Origin of the sequence: endosymbiont of Bathymodiolus septemdierum str. Myojin knoll, assembly GCF_001547755.1 — a bacterium.
In the GTDB taxonomy this organism is placed as follows: Bacteria; Pseudomonadota; Gammaproteobacteria; order PS1; family Pseudothioglobaceae; genus Thiodubiliella.
Map to the genome: position 1 here is coordinate 67,738 of NZ_AP013042.1, position 19,168 is coordinate 86,905.

The following is a 19,168-nucleotide window of genomic DNA, read 5'->3' on the forward strand; positions in this document are numbered from 1 at the left end:
TAATGCATGTTTTATCTTAGTCCATTATTAATTTATAGTCCATTATTAATTTATATTATGAATACATTATTAACAAACTCAACCCAAACCCACTCATCAATAGCAAATATCGCGGGGGGGCACATTTCTAATGTACTCAACAAACTCAAACAACTCCTCCTCTTCAGCGCACTAACCTTATCACTGAATGTTACCGCTGTTGACAAGCCTCAAAGCTTTGATAAAGAAGCCTACTTAAACCTTAACCAAGAATACAACTGGAACAACCCTCAAACTTATTACAAAAAAGACAACCAAGGGCTGCTAATACTCAAGCAAGTCGGTAGCACAGTGCGTAACACTCTAGGCGCTACTAATTCAGACAATGCCAACCAATTTGGCAGCACACTTAAAAACAACCTTAAAAACCAAGCCATTAACCAAGTTGTTAGTGGTACCGAAGGCTATATCAACAACAAAGCCAACGAATATGCCAATCAATTTGGCGCTGGTCGCACTGAAATCCAATTAGGTGGATTTAACTCAGAAGCACTCAATTACAACATTAAAACCATTCAACCCCTCTCTGAACTTAACGAAGACAGCCAAGATTTAATCTTCTTCCAAGGACAACTAACCTCAGGTCAAAATCACAGCGAACGCCGTGAAACCTTAAACCTAGGTATCGGCTATCGCAAATTACTAGAAGCAGGGCAATCGATTGCCGGCATCAACCTCTTCACCGACTATGAAACCCAATCTGCACACAAACGCGCCAGCATCGGCTTAGAATACCAAAGAACCAATTTTAAAGCCAACTTTAACAAATACCAATCACTCTCAGACAAAAAAGTCATTGGTAGTTTTACTGAAGAAGTACTTGATGGTTATGATGTGAAACTAGAAGGACAAATCCCTTACCTGCCTTGGGCTAAAATCAAAGGCACCCGCTATGTTTGGGACAAAACCACCAACGCCAACAGCGTAGATATTAAAGGCACCATTCTTGGTGTTGAAGTGCAACTCTCTGACGCCGCTCGCTTTGAGTTCGGCACTGAGAAGTCCAACAGCGCTGATAGTAACAGCTACGCCCGCCTAAGCATGGCAATACCTTTTAAAGACAGTAAGTTCACCAACTTTAAAATAGCCGATAAAGCCTTTAAAAACACAAACAAAATGCAATTGGGTGAATTTGCCTGGGTAGAACGAAGCAACAAAATCCGTATTGAAAAAGTCACAAATGGTGGCACTATTATCCTAGGTGAATACAATGCCTTTACTGTCGGCGCAACTTGTACCATCACTGACAGTGCAAGCGTATCAACAGTCGCAACCACAGGATCCGATGGCTCTGTTACCCTGCCAAGTCTTAGTATTCCAGCAGGCTTAGTGACTATGAGTTGTACTGGCGGTACTTACACCGATGAGGCAACTAACGCTGCAGGCACCGTAGCAGCAACTCTTCGTGTAGCTACGATTTACTCAGGCACAGGTCCTTTAACGATTTTAGCCTCACCACTGTCTGAAATTGCTTATCAATTGGCAGACGCAGCAGGTGGTATTGCAACTGATATTACCGCTCAAAACATCGCTGTTGCAACCGCCTTTGGTATCGCAGGGGTTGACCTTGCTGCCACCATTCCAACCGACATTAGCCCTACCACTGGCACTGTCGCAGGCAATGACCCTGCAGGCAAGTTTGCTATTGCCTTAGCCGCTGTCTCACAGATAATGGAAAACTCAGCCACCGACGGTGGACAATCGCCCTCTGCTGCAAAGACAAAGGCACTTATTACTGCCCTAGTAATTGATATGGGCGATGGTGACATCGATGGCATAGATGACGGTACTGGCACTATGATTGATATCGCTATGGCAATTAGTAACTTTGATAACGGCACAGGCAATAACAACCCAGCCGCCGATACTGGAAGTAGTAATGCAGGCACTGCAGCCACAGCCGTCAAAGACAACCTAGCCATTCTTGCCTCTGACAGTGTGCTAGCCGATATTGGTACTGATGCTAATACTGCTAGCACCTCTGACACCACCATTGCTGAGTTTGGCAGTATCTTGCCAGCACTCACTGATTTTGTGAATGCCAACTTGAGCGCTTATCAAACTTACATTGATGCCAACCCAGGCAGTTTTGCCTCGCCTGCCACGCAAGCTGAAGTACAAGCAATGATTACTGCGGTGAATGCTGCGGTAACTGCTGCTGCTGCCTCTGACAGTGTGCTAGCCGATATTGGTACTGATGCTAATACTGCTAGCACCTCTGACACCACCATTGCTGAGTTTGGCAGTATCTTGCCAGCACTCACTGATTTTGTGAATGCCAACTTGAGCGCTTATCAAACTTACATTGATGCCAACCCAGGCAGTTTTGCCTCGCCTGCCACGCAAGCTGAAGTACAAGCAATGATTACTGCGGTGAATACTCCACCAACTCTAAGCAGCTCTACCCCAGCTGACAATGCATCTGCTGTTGCTGTCGCTAGCAATATCGTACTAACCTTTAGTAAACCTATGATAAAAGGCAGCAGTGGTGATATCGTACTCCGTAGATTGATTTCAGGCACCGACACAATCATTGAAACCTTTGCTTTTAATAGTGCAAAAGTTACGATAGGCACAGGTGCCACACAAAATGTGGTTACCATTAACCCAACGGCTGATTTAGTGTTTAATGGTGTCTACCATATCACCATTGCCAGCGGTGCACTAACAGATGTTTCAGCCAATGCCTATACAGGTATTACTAATGCTACGACACTGAACTTTGAAGTGATTGCACAAAGTATAGACGGCTATAAAACAGTGCGCTCTCCAGATACAGATAAACTATGGCTAGATAGAAACCTAGGAGCAACACAAGTAGCCACTTCAAGCACAGATAGCGCTAGTTATGGTGATTTATACCAATGGGGCAGAAAGGCTGATGGACATGAAGACAGAACAAAGACTAGCACATCAAGCACACTGACTTCTGATATCACCAATGCAAGCACAACGCTATTTATTACTAGTGCTAGTGATTGGGTAAATGTAGATTCATTAGGTGCATCGCGCACTGCCGCTTGGGCAGATGGCGGAGTCAATGACATTTGTCCAGCAGGCTTTAGTGTGCCAACTGATGCTGAACTAGCCGCTGATACTACCGGTGCCACCACCACGGATATTATCAACAGCGCCACAGCCTTCTCTAGCTTCTTGAAAATCCCACTTGCTGGCAACCGCTATCGGTCGGATGGCACGCTTTACAGTGTTGGCACTTTCGCCACCTTGTGGAGTCGCTCTGCTGATGGGTCGTATGCTCGCCGTTTGGGCATCGATAGTGGCGATGCGTGCTTCGACAGCAATGATCGTGCCGACGGCTTTAGTGTTCGTTGTATTAAGGATTAAGCGCAGCGTGCCACTTTGACAATTTGCACACTTTGACCCTTGACACAGACATCTCGCAGGGTGGCTGGGTGCTCTTGGCTTTGTGCGCCGTAGGCGCAAGTTTTTTTAAAATTTTAAGGCACTAAAACTATGGATAAAGATAGGGCGGGCGCCTTCATCTATTGCTAGTTTTGAGCTTCAACAAAAAGAAATTGTTAATGCTATTGCTGAATTTTCAATAGCACAAAGTACGCGCTTGGAGGCGTTAGAATTTTTGCTGAGCTTAAGAGAAAAAACTAGGTATTTTTATCAAGAAAATGAATGATAAATTTGACAATTTGGTCTATCAGTTGTATTTGGCTTATTACGATGCGCGTAAAAACAAACGCAATAGCCAAATCAGTTAGCATTCGAGTTTGATTATGAATCAAAATTGATTGAATTAGCAACACAAATTAATAATCAAACTTACCAGCCTAAGTCATCCACTGTATTTATGGTTAACAAGCCTGTTAAGCGCGAAATATTCGCTGCTGATTTTGTTGACAGGGTGGTACATCATCTTATCTATCGGGCAATTTATGGCGATATTGAAAAGTGCTTTATTGAGGATAGTTATAGTTGCCGACAAAATAAAGGCAGTTTGTATGGTATTAAACGAGCCACTAAGTTTATTCGCCAAGCAACGGATAACTACCAAAAACAAGCTTTTATTTTAAAACTCGATATCCAAGGGTATTTTATGCACATCAGGCATGAGGTGATTTACCAGAAAGTTTTGCAAATTTTAGATAAAGACAAAACTTATAATGGATTGTCTTTTGAGTTGATTACTTACTTACTGTAAAAGACTATTTTTAATGAAGTAACACAAAATTGCATGCTTAAAGGCAGTAGAAAAGATTGGCATGGCTTACCTAAGGATAAGTCATTATTTGGCAATGAAAAAGGTGTAGGGTTGCCTATTGGCAATCTTACCTCGCAGATGTTTGGCAATTTGTATTTGAATGATTTAGATCGTTTTATTAAGCAAGATTTGGGGATTAAATATTATGGTCGTTATGTAGATGATATGTTGTTTGTGCATGAAGACAAGGCGTATCTAAAGGCTATTATTAGTAAAATCCAGGCGCAGATTAAACCAATAGGTTTAAAACTACATCCCAAAAAAATCTATTTACAGCCCTATCAGCATGGGGTTTTATTTCTAGGGCAATATATCAAACCTTATCGTAATTATGTGAGTAATAGAGTGAAAGCTAGTTTCTACCAAACACTAAGAAAAGTGAATGAATTACTGGTTGAAAGTGAGAGGATTGAGTGGGTAATCATAAAGAGCATTCAATCCAAACTAAATGCTTATTTGGGTATCTTAAAACACGCCAGTAGTTATCAGCTCATTAAAAAAGCCACAGCTATTTTGATTAAGCGATTTTATTGTTTCTTTGCCTTTGCAAAAAACTACACTAAGGTGACGATTAATAAAGGATTCTGGCAATGGCATTATTTAGCGAATTAAGTGTTTATAAAATAGGCTATGATTTTTTACTGGAGATTTATAATCGCACAAAAAAATTCCCAAGAGAATACAAATTTAGCCTAGGTGAAAAAATGAAGCAGGCTAGTTTGGATTTGTTGATTGATGTGTATAAAGCCAATAAAAGTAGAAAAGAAACCAGAATTATCCATATTGAAAATGCTAGACAAAGCGTGGAAGTGCTAAGATTATTTTTGCGAATTAGTAAGGATCTGCAACTATTAAGCACTAAAGGCTTTGCCTCTTTAAACATAATGATACAAGATTTATCCAAACAACTAACAGCATGGCAAAAGTACATGACCAGAGTTGGTAAATAGCGAGTGCTTTTATCAAGTGTGTCTGTCTTTATCCTAACAAACCCTTGTTTTTAAACAACAGGACAATAGTCAACCTTTATGAGAGAAAAAAACTTATAAAATTAAAAGTGTTTGTTTTTAAAGTTGCCAGTTGCTGGCAACCGCAATCGGTCGAATGGCACGCTTAACAATGTTGGCACTAACGCCAACTTGTGGAGTCGCTCTGCTAATGGGTCGAATGCTCGCAATTTGAACATCAATAGTGGCAATGCGAACTTCAACAGCAATAATCGTGCCAACGGCTTTAGTGTTCGTTGTATTAAGGATTAGGGCTTTTGTGATGCTGGTTTGAATTAGGGTGTAAGGAAATATCGTCCATTAATACAGCGATTTTCATACATATATTATACAATTTTTTAATAAAATCAGTGAATTAAAGTAATTTAATTAGACAATAGCAATATAATGGCGTAAAATTGCCGCTTTTAGTGCGGGGTGGAGCAGTTCGGTAGCTCGTCGGGCTCATAACCCGAAGGTCATAGGTTCAAATCCTGTCCCCGCTACCAAATTTTTAGACCCCCTTTTTTAGGGGGTTTTGTTTATCTAAGAGAAAATATGGCAAAGATTACAGACAAAATTGAAGTATTAATTAAACCTGTGATTGAGGATATGGGCTATGAGTTGGTGGGAATTGAATATATTTCCAGTGGTAAGCATAGTATTTTGAGGGTTTACATTGATACAGAACAAGGTATTGGGATTAAAGATTGTGAGCTGATATCGCGTCAATTAAGCAGTATTTTTGATGTGGAAGACCCGATTACGATGCCTTATAATCTGGAAGTTTCATCACCAGGTGTTGAAAGGCCGTTGTTTAATATTGGGCATTATCAACGATTTTTAGGTAGTGATATTTCGTTGAGATTACTAAGACCAATAAATGGTCAAAGAAAATTTAAGGGTGCTATTGGCAGTGTAAGTGAGAAAAATCATAGTATTGAGTTAATGACAGAATTGGGGTCCGTTGAGTTGGATATTGATTTAATTGAGAAAGCGAATTTAATTGCGCATTTTTAGGAGAATAAAGTGGAAAGTAAAGAATTATTTTTAATGGTTGAGGCAATTTCTAATGAGAAGAACATCACACAAAATGATGTTTTTGAAGCGCTGGAAGAGGCAATGGCAGTAGCAACCAAGAAGCGTCACGGAATTGATGCCTGTGTTAAAATTGATAGAAAAACTGGCGATTTTTCTACTTTTAGACAGTGGATGGTGATTGTTGATGGCGATAATTTTGTTGACGATGATGGCACGGAGTTTGACGAGGCTTTGCACATTCACGAAGCCGATGCTAAGGGTGTTGTAGTTGACGATTTTGTGCGTGAACCGATAGAGACCGAAGCGTTTGGTCGTGTTGCTGCGCAAATTGTCAAGCAAGTGATTATTCAAAAGGTGCGTGAAGCGGAAAGAGAAGTAATTGTCGCAGACTACACGCAACGAGTGGGCGAGGTGATTATGGTTACTGTAAAGCGTATTGACCGTGGTAATGCTTATGTAGATATGGGTGGTGTCGATGGAATGATTTCTAAGTTTGACCTAATTCAAAATGAATCTATTCGTAAAAATGACCGTTTGCGTGCCTATATTAAAGAAGTGAAATCAAGCCCCCGTGGTGCACAAATTTTCCTGAGCCGTACTGTTCCTGAAATGATTATTGAATTATTTGAGATGGAAATGCCAGAGATTTCTGAAGGCGTGATTGAGATTATGGGTGCGAGTCGTGACCCAGGTTTGCGCTCGAAATTGGCAGTAAGAACTAAAGATAAACGATTAGATCCAATCGGTTCTTGTATCGGTATGCGTGGTGCGCGTGTCCAGGCAGTTTCTAACGAACTCAATGGTGAGCGCGTTGATGTGATTTTATGGGATGAAGACCCAGCGCAATATGCAATTAACGCAATGGCACCGGCAGAAGTGAGCACGATTATCATCGATGAAGATAAAAACACAATGGACATTGCGGTTGAAGAGGATCAGTTGGCGTTGGCAATTGGTCGTGGTGGACAGAACATTAAATTGGCTTCTCGTTTGACGGGTTGGAAATTAAATGTTATGTCAGTTAGTGATTCGGAAGATAAGCAAGCAGAAGAAAACCAAAGAATTAGTGATAAATTGGCCGAGCAATTGGGTATCGATTCAGAAGTGTCAGCAGTCTTAATTGACGAAGGTTTTGGCACCGTTGATGATGTTGCAGATGCAGAAGTGGCAAGTTTGGAAGCAATTGAAGAATTTGATGCGAAAATGGTAGAAGAAATGCAATCTCGTGCTGCTGATGCGCAGTTAGTACAAGCGTTTGGCGATGCAGATTCTTTTGAAGTATTATCAACAGTTGAAGGTGTTGATGAAGATTTGGCACAGGCATTAATTAAGGCTGAAATTACAACAGTTGACGATTTGGCAGAGTTATCTATCGATGAATTATTAGACATTAGAAGTATTGATAAAGAGTTAGCATCATCGGTTATTATGACCGCAAGAGAAAATGAAGGATGGTTTAAATAATCCATTTTTGATCAATAAAAAACACAGGTAAGCGCTATGGCACATACAGTTAAATCACTTTCTAAATTACTAAAAAAGTCGGAAGACGAAATTATTGCAAATCTAGCGGATGCTGGTATTGCAGGGAAAACGACCGATTCTGAGGTTTCAGCAAGCGAACTAAAAATTTTAATGAGTAGTAAAAAGCGTTCCAAGCTTACTGCACCAGTTGTTAATAAAGACGCCGAAGAAGAAGCAACAAAAGCAAAAGCAGCATTAGAAGCGGGGCGTAACGAAGATGATAAGTTAGCAGAGCAAGATGCGAAGCGTAAAGAAATGATGCAAAAGCAGAAATTAGAAGCGGAAGCTTTGAAAAAGCAACAGGCGGAAGCCAAACAAGAAGCAGAAAAGCCTAAAGTAACACCGAAAGAAGAGAAAGAAGAGGCTAAAAAGCCAAAACGCTTACGCAATGCTAGCACAGCAGGTGCGGGAAATGGACGCACGCAACTGCATGTGGCTAAAAAGACCAACAGAAAACTTAAGAAAAAAGACAGAACCCGTCTTAGTCAAAAAATCCAACAAGAACAAGCGCAACACGGTTTCCAAAAGCCGATTGAAAAAGTCACTCACGAAGTGGCAGTACCTGAGAACATAAAAGTAGTTGATTTGGCACAAAAAATGAAAACCAAAGCCGGAGAAGTGCTAAAGGTCTTGATGGGTATGGGTGTAATGGTAACGCTGAATGATGTAATTGACCAAGATACCGCACTTTTAGTGGTCGAAGAAATGGGGCATAAGGGCGTTGCCAGTAAAGAGGCAACGATTGAAGATGTGGCAATTGAAAGGTCAAAAGCGACAGGAGAAGAGACCATTAGGCCGCCAGTAGTAACGATTATGGGTCATGTTGACCATGGTAAAACTTCGCTTTTAGATTATATTCGTAAAGCGAAAGTTGCCGACGGAGAAGCGGGTGGAATCACCCAACATATCGGCGCTTATCAAGTAGAATCAAATGGCAACACTATCACTTTTGTTGATACACCAGGACACGCGGCATTCTCAAAAATGCGTTCTCGTGGTGCTAGCACAACAGATGTTATTATTCTTGTGGTGGCAGCTGATGACGGCGTAATGCCACAGACGATTGAGTCTATCGAACATGCAAAAAAAGCAGGTGTTCCGATTATTGTAGCGGCAAATAAGATTGATAAAGAAGGTGCCAATCTTGATAAGGTAAAGCAGGAGCTTTCTGCGCACGATGTGATTTCAGAAGAATGGGGCGGTGATGTGATAATTGTTGGCGTATCGGCAAAAACAGGCGAGGGTGTCGATGCATTATTGGATGCGATTATTTTAACTGCTGAAGTGGCAGAATTCTCAGCCGCTACCAAAGGTCCAGCGCAAGGCGTAGTATTAGAAGCGCGCCTTGAAAAAGGTCGTGGTAAAGTTACAACGATTCTTGTACAGTCGGGTTCTTTGAAGAAAGGCGACATTATGATTGCTGGTTTGGAATATGGTAAAGTTAAGCAAATCATTAATGATCAAGGCAAGGTTTTGAAAGAAGCGGGCCCATCAATGCCAGTTGAAGTATTGGGTTTATCGGGTGTACCAGATGCAGGTGATGAAGTTTTGGTGGTAGAGACCGAACGAAAAGCGCGTGAAGTGGCTGATTTCAGAAAAGCCCGTAATCGCGAGGCTGAGTTACAAAGACAGCAAGCATCTAAGATGGAAAACTTTTTGCAGAAAATGGAAGAAGGCGATGTTTCTACTGTTAATGTCCTGCTTAAATCAGATGTGAGAGGTTCGGCACAGGCATTGGTTGAGGCGCTTGAGGCGTTGTCAACCGATGAAGTGCGCGTTAAAGTGGTTTCAAGTGGCGTGGGCGGCATTAATAATACTGATATTAATTTGGCAGCCACTTCTGGTGCTTTAGTGCTCGGTTTTAATGTGCGTGCTGATGTAGTAGCACGAAAAACTGCCGATAACGAAGGTGTGCGTATTGAATATTATTCAATTATCTATAATTTAATTGACGATGTTAAGGCAATCATGAGTGGTTTGTTAAGCCCTGAATTGAGTGAAAATATCATTGGTATTGCCAATGTGAAAGAAGTGTTTAGGTCGCAAAAACTCGGCGATATCGCAGGTTGTATGGTTGAAGAAGGCACGGTTAGAAAAGATTCGCCAATTCGCGTCTTGCGTGACAATGTCGTTGTGTTTGAAGGCGAGCTAGAGTCTCTAAGACGCTTTAAAGACGATGTTAAAGAAGTTAAATCAGGTACAGAATGTGGTATTGGCGTTGCCGGTTACGATGTGGAAGCAGGCGATCAGATTGAAGTTTTTGAACGCGTTGAAAAAGCCCGTACGCTGTAATTATTAATGGCAGAGCAAGCGTCTTATAGGGTTGAAAGGGTGAACGAACTGATTCGTCGAGAATTGGTAATATTGTTGAAAAAAGAAACCAAAGACCCAAGATTGCAAGTTGTCAGTATTACCGATGCGATTGTTAGTCGTGATTTGAGCTCTGCCAAAGTTTTCTATACCGTGCCAGAAGAGCAAAAAAACATTGTTGCCCCCCTACTTTACAAAGCCAGCGGTTTTTTTCGCTCTCGTCTGTCTAACATTTTAGATTTACGCCACACGCCAGCCCTAAAATTTATCTACGATTCAGCCCCAAATACAGGCGCTAGAATTGACGAATTACTCGCAAAACTTTAATTCAGTCTTATGTCAAGACGCAATCCAAAAGGCAGGGATATCAACGGTATCATCTTACTTGATAAAGATACAGGACTGAGTTCTAACGCCGTCTTGCAAAAAGTCAAACGCTTATTTTTTGCCAAAAAGGCGGGGCACACAGGCGCACTTGATCCGCTTGCCAGTGGTATCTTGCCGATTTGTTTGGGGCAAGCGACCAAGGTGGCAGGATTTTTATTGGATGATAATAAACGCTATTTTGTGAAGGGAAAATTGGGAGAAACGACCGATACCTTAGATTGTGAGGGTGAAATTACCAGCACTAAAGCATTTGAATTGAGTGAGGCGCAAGTCAAAGAAGTGGCGTTTAGTTTTCAAGGTGATATTGAGCAAATACCACCAATGTATTCAGCACTCAAAAAAGAGGGACAACCTTTGTACGAACTTGCCAGACAAGGTATTGAAATCGAACGCCCCGCGCGCCCTGTAACGATTTTTAACATTGATTTTTTAGGTTATGAAAGCGGTATTCTTACTTTGGAAGTGGCGTGTTCTAAGGGTACTTATATTCGTTCATTAATTGCTGATATTGGCGAGAAATTAGGATGTGGCGCGCATGTTATTGAACTTAGGCGCATGGGTTTTGCTCATATGGATATCAAGCAAGCGATTAAATTCTCTGAATTAGAAAATTTAGTCAGTGATGATTACATAAAATTAGACGCTAAGATTTTCCCAAGTGAGGATATGTTGCCGAATATTCATAGTGTTACTATTGATGAAGAGCAGGGCATTGACATTCGTTATGGTCGAACGGTGAAAGTCGAAAACCAAGCAGATAATTTGGTTAAAATATTCGATGAAAACGCTATCTTTTTGGGTATTGGAAAGATAGAAAATAACATTTTACAACCTAAACGCTTATTCGTATGAACAAAAAAAATGCACTTGTTGGTTATTATTTTAACAACAATTTAATGCACTCTATTAAGGGAGATAAAAGCCTAAGAGAAAGTGTTTATAACCGTGAACGAACGCTAAACAGTGTCGATAAAAATATGAAAAAACTCTCACAGGTTTGGCTATATTTGTTGATGGAAACAGGGGCTTATCGTTTGGTGATTGGGCTCAATAACGCTGAGGTGCGTGTGTCTAGTGTGTTTGATCCGTTAAATACCGAGGTGCATTTGGCAGGGGATTTACTTGACCCTGAATATATGGATTTCCATTTCAATAAAATCCCACTCAAAGAAAAAAGCCGATTGATTAAGCGTATCTATAAGATGCTAGAAAGTGACACTGCTTTTGAATTATTGTCTAAAGAATGGCAAACATCGTTGCTCGAACGCAATCAAAGAATGGAAAAATTGACCAATGTTGATGACCTGCGTTTTATTATGGAAAATTTGCCTAAACTTCGAGATTTAGAGGGTTACTATTTGCGTACGATTACCATTAATTTGTTTAATTCAACGGTATCAATGGCATTTAATTGTGATGGCACGCAGATTATGTCGCACGCAAAATTTAGAGAATTTATAGAGCATTACATATAAACTTTGTAAATTTTTCAAAATAAAGAAACTATGAATATTACAAATTTAAAAGAAAAATTAGAAAATATTTTTAAAATAAATGAACCCATCGTTATTTTAATTAATGGCAAGTGGGGCGTGGGGAAAACTTATTTTTGGCATAAATTTAAAAAAGAACTGACGGATAAAAAAACTGCCTATGTTTCTTTGTTTGGCAAGGAAAAAACCGCAGATATTCGAACAGATATATTTTTGCAGGTTATGTCTAAAAATGAGAGAATTGTAAATAAAACCAAAGATTTATTTAAAGGTATAAAAACCCCGTTTATTGATATTTCAACGCTTATAGCCTCACTTGGCAGTCAAGAATTTAAAGATATAATCGTGTGTTTTGATGATTTTGAAAGATTATCATTAATAAAACTAAAGGAAGTTTTGGGTCTTATATCAGAATTAAAAGAACAAAAACGATGCAAGATTGTTATGATATTGAATGAGGAAGAGTTAAATGGAGAAGACCGTAAAACTCTATCTAAATACAAAGAAAAGATTGTTGATTATGAATTTAATTACGCTCCCAGTCCATCTGAATCGTTAGCAATATTGCAAAATAAATTAACTGCTTTTAAAGATTATCCTTTAGAGAAATACTTAATAGAGCATAAAGTAAACAATATACGGATTATTAGACGGATTATTAACGCACTAAATGATTTTTGTTTTATCCAGACCCATATCGAAGACGCATCAGAAGTTGCAACTGAGATAGTGGGTAATATTATCTCAGTTGCCGCTATTAACGCACAAACTTCTTCTTTTGATGGGTTTATACAATATGCTGACAATAAACAACAGTCTGAATTTGATGAATCTTTTGAGTTTCAAGAAGATATAAAATATGAGGATTTATTATCCTTAATTGAGGGCGATTATCGGAGTAAAAGCTATTTTTTACACAGTGATCTTGTATCTATCCTTCGCAAATATTGCCAAACTTCTCTTGTTAATGATAAATCCCTTATAGAAATTATTAAATCTAGAGCCGGTAAACAATATTTATATTCTGCGCATAAAAAGATTAGAAAAAAACAGGATAAGCGTTTATACGATATGTCATATGAAGTCGATAGTTATGTAAAAGATTTGTGGGGGCTCTTAAAAGATAAAGGCAGTGAATTTATTATTGCTGAAGATGCATATCTACACCCTGGAAATTTTATATACTATATTGAGCAATTAAAAGAACTAGATATTAAAAACGAAGAAGAATATCATAATTTTGCTATTAAATGCTTAAAAACTTTTATTAAAAATAATCTTGACTGGATGAAAAATGATCATTTTGGAGGTGCGGAAAAGATTTTAGATTTTGATGTGCAATTATCTAATTATTATAAAGAATGCATTAAAGAAAGCAACCAAGGTGCTATTAGTTCAGTTGAACAAATAATAACCATGATGCGCGATATAAGAATAAACTCTGACTGGAACAATGAACCAGAAGTATTATCTAAAATCCAATTAACAGATATAAGGCAATATATTTTAAATAATCCGAAATATTGTAAAGAGGTTTGTAGTTTTTTGTATCATCATGGAAATTCCCCGGAATTTAGAGGATATGTGAAAAATACAGTATCCATTTTCCGAGATTTATCCATATCTCAGGATAAAAATCATGCGTATAAAGCCAAAGAAATATTAAAATATTTAGAAGAAAACAACAAAATAAAATCACAGGAGGATATATGAAAATTTTAGTCATTGGCGGTGGTGGTCGTGAGCACGCATTAGCATGGCAGTGTGCTAAGTTTGATAGTGTTGAAGAAGTGTTTGTTGCACCGGGTAATGCAGGCACGAAATTAGAAGATAAACTCACAAATGTTGATATTGGTGTAGAAGATATTAGTGCCTTGATTGACTTTTCTAAGAGTAACAATATTGACATTACTATCGTCGGTCCAGAGGCACCACTTGTCATTGGTGTAGTCGATGCATTCCAAGCGCAAGGTTTGGCAATTTTCGGACCCACAGAAGCTGCGTCACAACTTGAAGGTTCAAAAGCATTCTGTAAAGATTTTTTAGAGCGTAATAATATCCCAACTGCTTATTACGATGTTTTTACTGAAGTTAAACCGGCCGTGCAATATGTTAAAGACAAAGGTGTGCCGATTGTGATTAAAGCCGATGGTTTGGCAGCAGGAAAAGGTGTGATTATTGCCAATACCCAGGTTGAGGCCGAAGATGCGATTAACGATATGTTGGAAGGTAATCGTTTTGGCGAAGCGGGCTCCCGTGTGGTGGTTGAAGAATTTTTAGTCGGTGAAGAAGCCAGTTTTATTGTTATGGTTGATGGTAAAAATATTTTGCCAATGGCAACTTCCCAAGACCATAAAGCCAGAGATAACGGCGATAAAGGTCCAAATACAGGAGGCATGGGCGCTTATTCACCTGCCCCAATCGTTACCGATGCAATTTTCCAAGATGTGATGGACACTGTTATTCGTCCGACTGTTGATGGTATGGCAGCCGAAGGTAACACCTACACAGGATTTTTATATGCGGGCTTGATGATTGACGACAATGGAAATTCCAAAGTTTTAGAATATAATTGCCGTTTTGGCGACCCAGAGACCCAGCCAATTATGATGCGTTTAAAATCTAATTTAGCAGATTTATGCCTATTGGCCACCCAACAAAAATTAGACCAAGCAAGTATTGAATGGGATACCCGTTCAGCAATGGGTGTGGTTTTGGCGGCAAATGGCTATCCAGATGCTTATCCATCAGGTGAAGTGATTGGCTTGCCAGCAGACAATGAATCAACAAAAGTATTTCATGCTGGCACTAAGATGGAGGGTGATAATGTTGTTTCAAGTGGTGGTCGCGTGCTATGTGCCACCGCACTTGGCACAGACACCAAGGATGCACAGATAAATGCCTATGCATTAGTACAAAAAATTGACTGGGAAAACGCCTATTACCGTACAGATATTGGTTTTAAAGCAATTTGATAGATTTTTTCCATTATTTACACCAAAGTTTTTTCAGGTCGGATAAAAAACCGATAGTTCGAAATAATATACGCTTATATTTACATAAACTATTAGTATAAAAAGTTAAAAAAAACAGTGTTAAATCAACAATAAGCAGAGTTATAAATAACTAACTATCGGTTTTTACAAAACCGATAGTTAGTGTTATAATGTATTTTATTTTTAATCATTTCTTAGCATGAAAATTGCACCGCCACCTAAGCCACTACCTACAAAGGAACTTGTTGAATTAGCGGTTGAGAAAACCCGGTCGGGCGTGATGCCGTGTGTGACGGATAAAAAAGGGCGTTATTCACATTGGGATAAAATTAGACACTTGGAAATCCCTGAGGCGTTTGATGACATTGAACAGTATTGGCATTTTTTGAAATTTTCTCGTGTAGGGCAACAAAAAACACTGCCTTTTACCGAAATGTTTTCTTATGTTTTGACAGATGATATTCAGAAAAATATCCACGAAATAGATTCCCAAATGCATGGTTCGGTTGAATCTAAAAATATTGGCAACAATAAAGAAAGATATATCATTCGTTCGTTGATGGATGAGGCTATTAGTTCATCTCAACTTGAGGGGGCGGCAACCACTAGAAAAGTTGCACGCGATATGTTGAAGTACAATAAAGAGCCTGAGGATTATTCGCAACGCATGATTTACAACAATTACCAAGCGATTAAATTTATTGATAAGCATAAAACAGATGACTTAACGCCAGCATTGGTATTAGAATTGCACAAAATTGTTACTGACAACGCTATAGACAACCCTGATGATGCAGGCAGACTTAGGCAGGATGACGATATTAATGTGGTTGACAATCGCACAGGGAGCGTCTTACACCGCCCTCCAGAACACCAATCATTGCCCGATAGGATGAAAGTTTTATGTGATTTCGCTAATGGCAACGCACCTGATTATTTTATTCACCCCATTATTCGGGCAATTGTTATACATTTTGCTTTAGCATATGACCACCCTTTTGCCGATGGCAATGGGCGCACCACACGCGCTCTGTTTTACTGGGTAGTGCTAAAAAATAATTATTGGCTATTTCAATATATTACGCTATCAACCTATATTAAAAAAGCACAAAGTCAGTATGGAGAATCGTTTTTAATGGTTGAAAGTGATAATTTTGATTTGACTTATTTTATTAATAGCCAACTAAAATTCATCAACCAAGCCATTAACGGCCTGTTTGATTATGCAGATAACAAGCAGCATGAACAAAAAAAGGCATTAGAGTTACTAAGCGCTTATTTGGCAGATGGTAAGCTTAATTCACGCCAAGCGATGATTATTCAGCATTCCATCAAACACTTGGGTGAAGTTTATACAATTGAAGGGCATAAGATATCTCAAAATATTGGTTATGCAACTGCTAAATTAGATTTGGAGAAATTAGCAAAATTAGGGCTTTTACAAAAATCTAAACGAGGACGCGCGTTTATCTTTATCGCACCGAACGACTTAGAACAGCGTATTAAGGCATATAAATGATTATTGTCGGCGTAGATGAAGTTGGCCGAGGTTGTTTGGTGGGCAATGTGGTGGCAGGAGCGGTGATTTTGCCTGATGATTTTTATTTACCAGAACTCACTGATTCAAAAAAACTCAGTGAGAAAAAACGCGAAATTCTATACGCACAAATCACCGAGCAATGTCAATGGGCAGTGGGTGAGTCGGATGCGAATGAGATTGATAGCATCAATATTTTACAAGGCACAATGTTGGCAATGAAACGAGCCGTTGAAAATTTAAATATTAAGTATGACCGAGTATTGGTTGATGGCAATCGTTGTCCAGAGTTACACAATTGTCGGGCAATTATTAAAGGAGATTTAAGCGAACCTGTGATTTCTGCAGCATCGATTATTGCCAAAGTAACCCGTGATAGACAGATGTTTGAGTTGGATAAATTGCATCCAAAGTATGGTTTTTCCAAGCATAAGGGCTATGGCACAAGACAACATTTAGAGGCATTAGCAGAATTTGGTGCGATTGACAATCAGCACCGTTTTTCATTTTCTCCGATTAAAAACCTAAGGCCGCCTCTGTAGTGTGAGACTTAGAGAATACAAAAAATAGCATTTGTTTTTACGCATTTCATCAGTTATGATGAGTCATAATAGCAGTTATTTTTTTATGACACATCCTCAAATGGATTTTTATCTCTAAAACTGCCTACTGCAATAGCAACAATAAGCAATATTAAAGAATTGAAGAAAATCGGCATAATAACGAACGCATAGCCCAAGTGGTGTATCATTTCTCCACCGATAATAGCGGTTACCGCTGTTGCGCCACCAGGTGGATGCATACATTTTAAAAGATGCATACCAACAAGCGCTAACGGAATAGCAACTGAAGTTGCTAATAGGGTGTTGGCAATTAAATAAAAACAACTAACACCAATAATCGCTGAGACAGTATGTCCAACAATTAAGTTCCATGGACGAGAAACCAAGGCGTGTGGCAAGCCAAACATTAGTATTGCTGATGCGCCAGCCGAGGCAATAATTAAGGGCGAGTTAAAATTTTGTAAAATAATATTAGAAAAAAATCCAGCCACAAAAACAGCGATAAATGCACCAATTGCTGAAATTAATAATTCTTTATTATTCAATGTAATTTAATAATATGCGTTAACCTGTGCTCCAACCTCTTGGGCGTCTCATTCCAGCAATCTTACAAGTTTGCTTGACATAGCCATAAGGAAACATTTCAAATAGTTTGGTTTTTGCTACTTTTTTATCAACCCCTAAATCCACTCCCATTTGTTTTGCTGTATGTCGAACATCAGGCGCTGCTCCATGTTCACTATAGTAAATCCTCATAAAGTTAAATATAGGCCAATACTCATCTGTTAGTGTTATGTTTTCTGATTTAGCTAATTCTAACGCTACCTCTTTATCCCAGTCTTCTGGGTGAACTAAATAGCCTTCAGTGTCTAGTTCTATTTCTTTATTGTTAATATTCATAATGTTATAAATTTTATTGTATTTTTATATTCATCGCACTAGGGTCTTTAAAATCAAATCCTTTTATATCTGCATCAGCAGCAAGCACATTAATATATTCCTTAATGCCAGAAGTGGTAGATTGGTTTTGTAAATACTCTTTAATATGCTCTTCTACCATTGTAAATGACAAAGTTTCATTTCGCTCTTTGTCTAAGAATTTAACTTTATTGTTATCATAATAACGCTGACAAGACTCTATACTTGCTGTAGGAATGACGACATTATCACTGATTAGTTGGTTAATCTTTTCTTCTTCATTAGCATCATTTTTTTTAATGCTAGCTTCTTGTAGTAATAACTGCTGTACTACCAAAGCTTGTGCTGCTTTAAAAATAACCTCTTCTACATTTGAAGCATCTGTTTGATATTGCATTTCTTGAAATACATCATCATCGCTAATTTCCACATTATTAATTTTAATAGGCATAGTACTTATCTTTTTCTAACTATCTGGTAATTTGTGCGTGTTAGATATTGTACTGGTACACTCCAGATATGCACCAATCGAGTAAATGGGAAAATAACAAAAAGTGTCATGCCCAATACTAAATGCAACTTAAACACCCAAGCCTCAGCAATAATAAAATCAGCAGCACCTGTTCTAAAAGTAGTAATGTGTTGCGCCCAATTAGCCAAGGCAACCATTGAACTGCCATCTAAATGTTGTGCTGAATAAGGAATGGTTAACAAACCCAGTAACAATTGTGCGAACAAATAAAGCAAGATAAAAGTATCACTAAACTTACTGGTTTTGCTAATACGTTTATCAAACAAGCGTCTATTTAATAAAATTAACATGCCGATTAAACACATTGTGCCAAAAATACCACCAGCAGTCATTGCCATTATTTGCTTAGTACCAGCACTCATAAATGGGTGATATACCCATTCTGGGGTTAATAAACCAACAAAGTGACCAAAGAATAGTAGAATAATACCAATATGAAATAAATTACTGCCTAATAACATACCTTTTTTTCGTAGCAATTGTGACGAATCTGCTTTCCAAGTATATTGGTCTCTGTCATAACGCAATGCACTACCAGCAATAAATATTGTCATTGCAATATAAGGATAGTAACCGAAAAAAAACTGTTCTAAAAAAGTATTCATAATATA

At 38.7% G+C, this 19,168-nt stretch carries 19 protein-coding genes and 1 tRNA gene; 16 read left to right on the forward strand and 4 right to left on the reverse strand.

Annotation, left to right across the window (positions count from 1 at the left end; genetic code table 11):
• The first annotated feature begins 57 nt into the window (after nucleotides 1-57).
• The 16 genes from BSEPE_RS00340 (at nucleotide 58) to rnhB (ending at nucleotide 17,086) form a co-directional block, all read left to right on the forward strand.
• Nucleotides 58-3,384, forward strand: coding sequence for an inverse autotransporter beta domain-containing protein (locus BSEPE_RS00340; protein WP_162262071.1), 3,327 nt, complete (start codon nucleotides 58-60; stop codon nucleotides 3,382-3,384).
• A 412-nt stretch (nucleotides 3,385-3,796) separates the two neighbouring features.
• Nucleotides 3,797-4,210 carry an RNA-dependent RNA polymerase family protein gene (locus tag BSEPE_RS07780; RefSeq protein ID WP_066042388.1) on the forward strand — a complete coding sequence of 138 codons (414 nt, stop codon included), beginning with the start codon at nucleotides 3,797-3,799 and terminating at the stop codon, nucleotides 4,208-4,210.
• 33 nt (nucleotides 4,211-4,243) lie between these two features.
• Complete coding sequence (locus tag BSEPE_RS07785) at nucleotides 4,244-4,882, forward strand: RNA-directed DNA polymerase (RefSeq protein WP_066042391.1); 639 nt, start codon at nucleotides 4,244-4,246, stop codon at nucleotides 4,880-4,882.
• On the forward strand, nucleotides 4,861-5,220 hold the full coding sequence (locus BSEPE_RS00350; protein WP_066042394.1) for a four helix bundle protein: 360 nt from the start codon (nucleotides 4,861-4,863) through the stop codon (nucleotides 5,218-5,220). The genes BSEPE_RS07785 and BSEPE_RS00350 overlap by 22 nt, the downstream gene beginning before the upstream one ends.
• Before the next feature lie 111 nt (nucleotides 5,221-5,331).
• On the forward strand, nucleotides 5,332-5,529 hold the full coding sequence (locus BSEPE_RS00355) for a fibrobacter succinogenes major paralogous domain-containing protein (RefSeq protein ID WP_066042397.1): 198 nt from the start codon (nucleotides 5,332-5,334) through the stop codon (nucleotides 5,527-5,529).
• 159 nt (nucleotides 5,530-5,688) lie between these two features.
• Nucleotides 5,689-5,765: transfer RNA gene (locus BSEPE_RS00360), tRNA-Met, on the forward strand.
• Nucleotides 5,766-5,814: 49 nt separating this feature from the next.
• Nucleotides 5,815-6,276: a ribosome maturation factor RimP gene (gene rimP, locus BSEPE_RS00365; protein ID WP_066042398.1), complete on the forward strand. Its 462-nt coding sequence runs from the start codon at nucleotides 5,815-5,817 to the stop codon at nucleotides 6,274-6,276.
• Between the two features lie 9 nt (nucleotides 6,277-6,285).
• A complete protein-coding gene (gene nusA, locus BSEPE_RS00370) occupies nucleotides 6,286-7,761 on the forward strand; it encodes a transcription termination factor NusA (RefSeq protein WP_066042402.1) in 1,476 nt (491 codons plus the stop codon).
• Between the two features lie 36 nt (nucleotides 7,762-7,797).
• A complete protein-coding gene (infB, locus tag BSEPE_RS00375; protein ID WP_066042404.1) occupies nucleotides 7,798-10,113 on the forward strand; it encodes a translation initiation factor IF-2 in 2,316 nt (771 codons plus the stop codon).
• Nucleotides 10,114-10,119: 6 nt separating this feature from the next.
• Nucleotides 10,120-10,458 (forward strand): 30S ribosome-binding factor RbfA, encoded by a 339-nt coding sequence (gene rbfA, locus BSEPE_RS00380; RefSeq protein ID WP_066042407.1) that lies wholly within the window; start codon nucleotides 10,120-10,122, stop codon nucleotides 10,456-10,458.
• A gap of 9 nt (nucleotides 10,459-10,467) precedes the next feature.
• The gene (gene truB / locus BSEPE_RS00385; RefSeq protein ID WP_066042409.1) at nucleotides 10,468-11,370 is read left to right on the forward strand and encodes a tRNA pseudouridine(55) synthase TruB; all 903 of its coding nucleotides are present in this window, start codon (nucleotides 10,468-10,470) and stop codon (nucleotides 11,368-11,370) included.
• On the forward strand, nucleotides 11,367-11,993 hold the full coding sequence (locus BSEPE_RS00390; RefSeq protein WP_066042412.1) for a hypothetical protein: 627 nt from the start codon (nucleotides 11,367-11,369) through the stop codon (nucleotides 11,991-11,993). Before truB ends, BSEPE_RS00390 begins: the two co-directional genes overlap by 4 nt.
• A gap of 30 nt (nucleotides 11,994-12,023) precedes the next feature.
• Nucleotides 12,024-13,724 (forward strand): P-loop NTPase fold protein, encoded by a 1,701-nt coding sequence (locus tag BSEPE_RS00395; RefSeq protein ID WP_066042415.1) that lies wholly within the window; start codon nucleotides 12,024-12,026, stop codon nucleotides 13,722-13,724.
• Nucleotides 13,721-14,986 carry a phosphoribosylamine--glycine ligase gene (gene purD / locus BSEPE_RS00400; protein ID WP_066042418.1) on the forward strand — a complete coding sequence of 422 codons (1,266 nt, stop codon included), beginning with the start codon at nucleotides 13,721-13,723 and terminating at the stop codon, nucleotides 14,984-14,986. The genes BSEPE_RS00395 and purD overlap by 4 nt, the downstream gene beginning before the upstream one ends.
• Nucleotides 14,987-15,206: 220 nt before the next feature.
• Nucleotides 15,207-16,526 (forward strand): Fic family protein, encoded by a 1,320-nt coding sequence (locus tag BSEPE_RS00405; protein WP_066042421.1) that lies wholly within the window; start codon nucleotides 15,207-15,209, stop codon nucleotides 16,524-16,526.
• Nucleotides 16,523-17,086 (forward strand): ribonuclease HII, encoded by a 564-nt coding sequence (rnhB, locus tag BSEPE_RS00410; RefSeq protein WP_066042425.1) that lies wholly within the window; start codon nucleotides 16,523-16,525, stop codon nucleotides 17,084-17,086. The genes BSEPE_RS00405 and rnhB overlap by 4 nt, the downstream gene beginning before the upstream one ends.
• 83 nt (nucleotides 17,087-17,169) lie before the next feature.
• Here the strand turns inward: rnhB and BSEPE_RS00415 are convergent, their stop codons facing one another.
• From BSEPE_RS00415 to narI, 4 genes are read right to left on the reverse strand one after another with little or no spacing between them, the layout of a single operon-like run.
• Nucleotides 17,170-17,652: an HPP family protein gene (locus tag BSEPE_RS00415; RefSeq protein WP_231893503.1), complete on the reverse strand. Its 483-nt coding sequence runs from the start codon at nucleotides 17,650-17,652 to the stop codon at nucleotides 17,170-17,172.
• A 19-nt stretch (nucleotides 17,653-17,671) separates the two neighbouring features.
• Entirely contained in the window at nucleotides 17,672-18,007 is a 336-nt protein-coding gene (locus BSEPE_RS00420; protein ID WP_066042432.1) for a TusE/DsrC/DsvC family sulfur relay protein, read from the reverse strand.
• A gap of 13 nt (nucleotides 18,008-18,020) precedes the next feature.
• A complete protein-coding gene (locus BSEPE_RS00425; protein WP_157059352.1) occupies nucleotides 18,021-18,455 on the reverse strand; it encodes a hypothetical protein in 435 nt (144 codons plus the stop codon).
• A gap of 26 nt (nucleotides 18,456-18,481) precedes the next feature.
• Nucleotides 18,482-19,162 carry a respiratory nitrate reductase subunit gamma gene (gene narI / locus BSEPE_RS00430; protein ID WP_066042437.1) on the reverse strand — a complete coding sequence of 227 codons (681 nt, stop codon included), beginning with the start codon at nucleotides 19,160-19,162 and terminating at the stop codon, nucleotides 18,482-18,484.
• Nucleotides 19,163-19,168 lie beyond the last annotated feature (6 nt).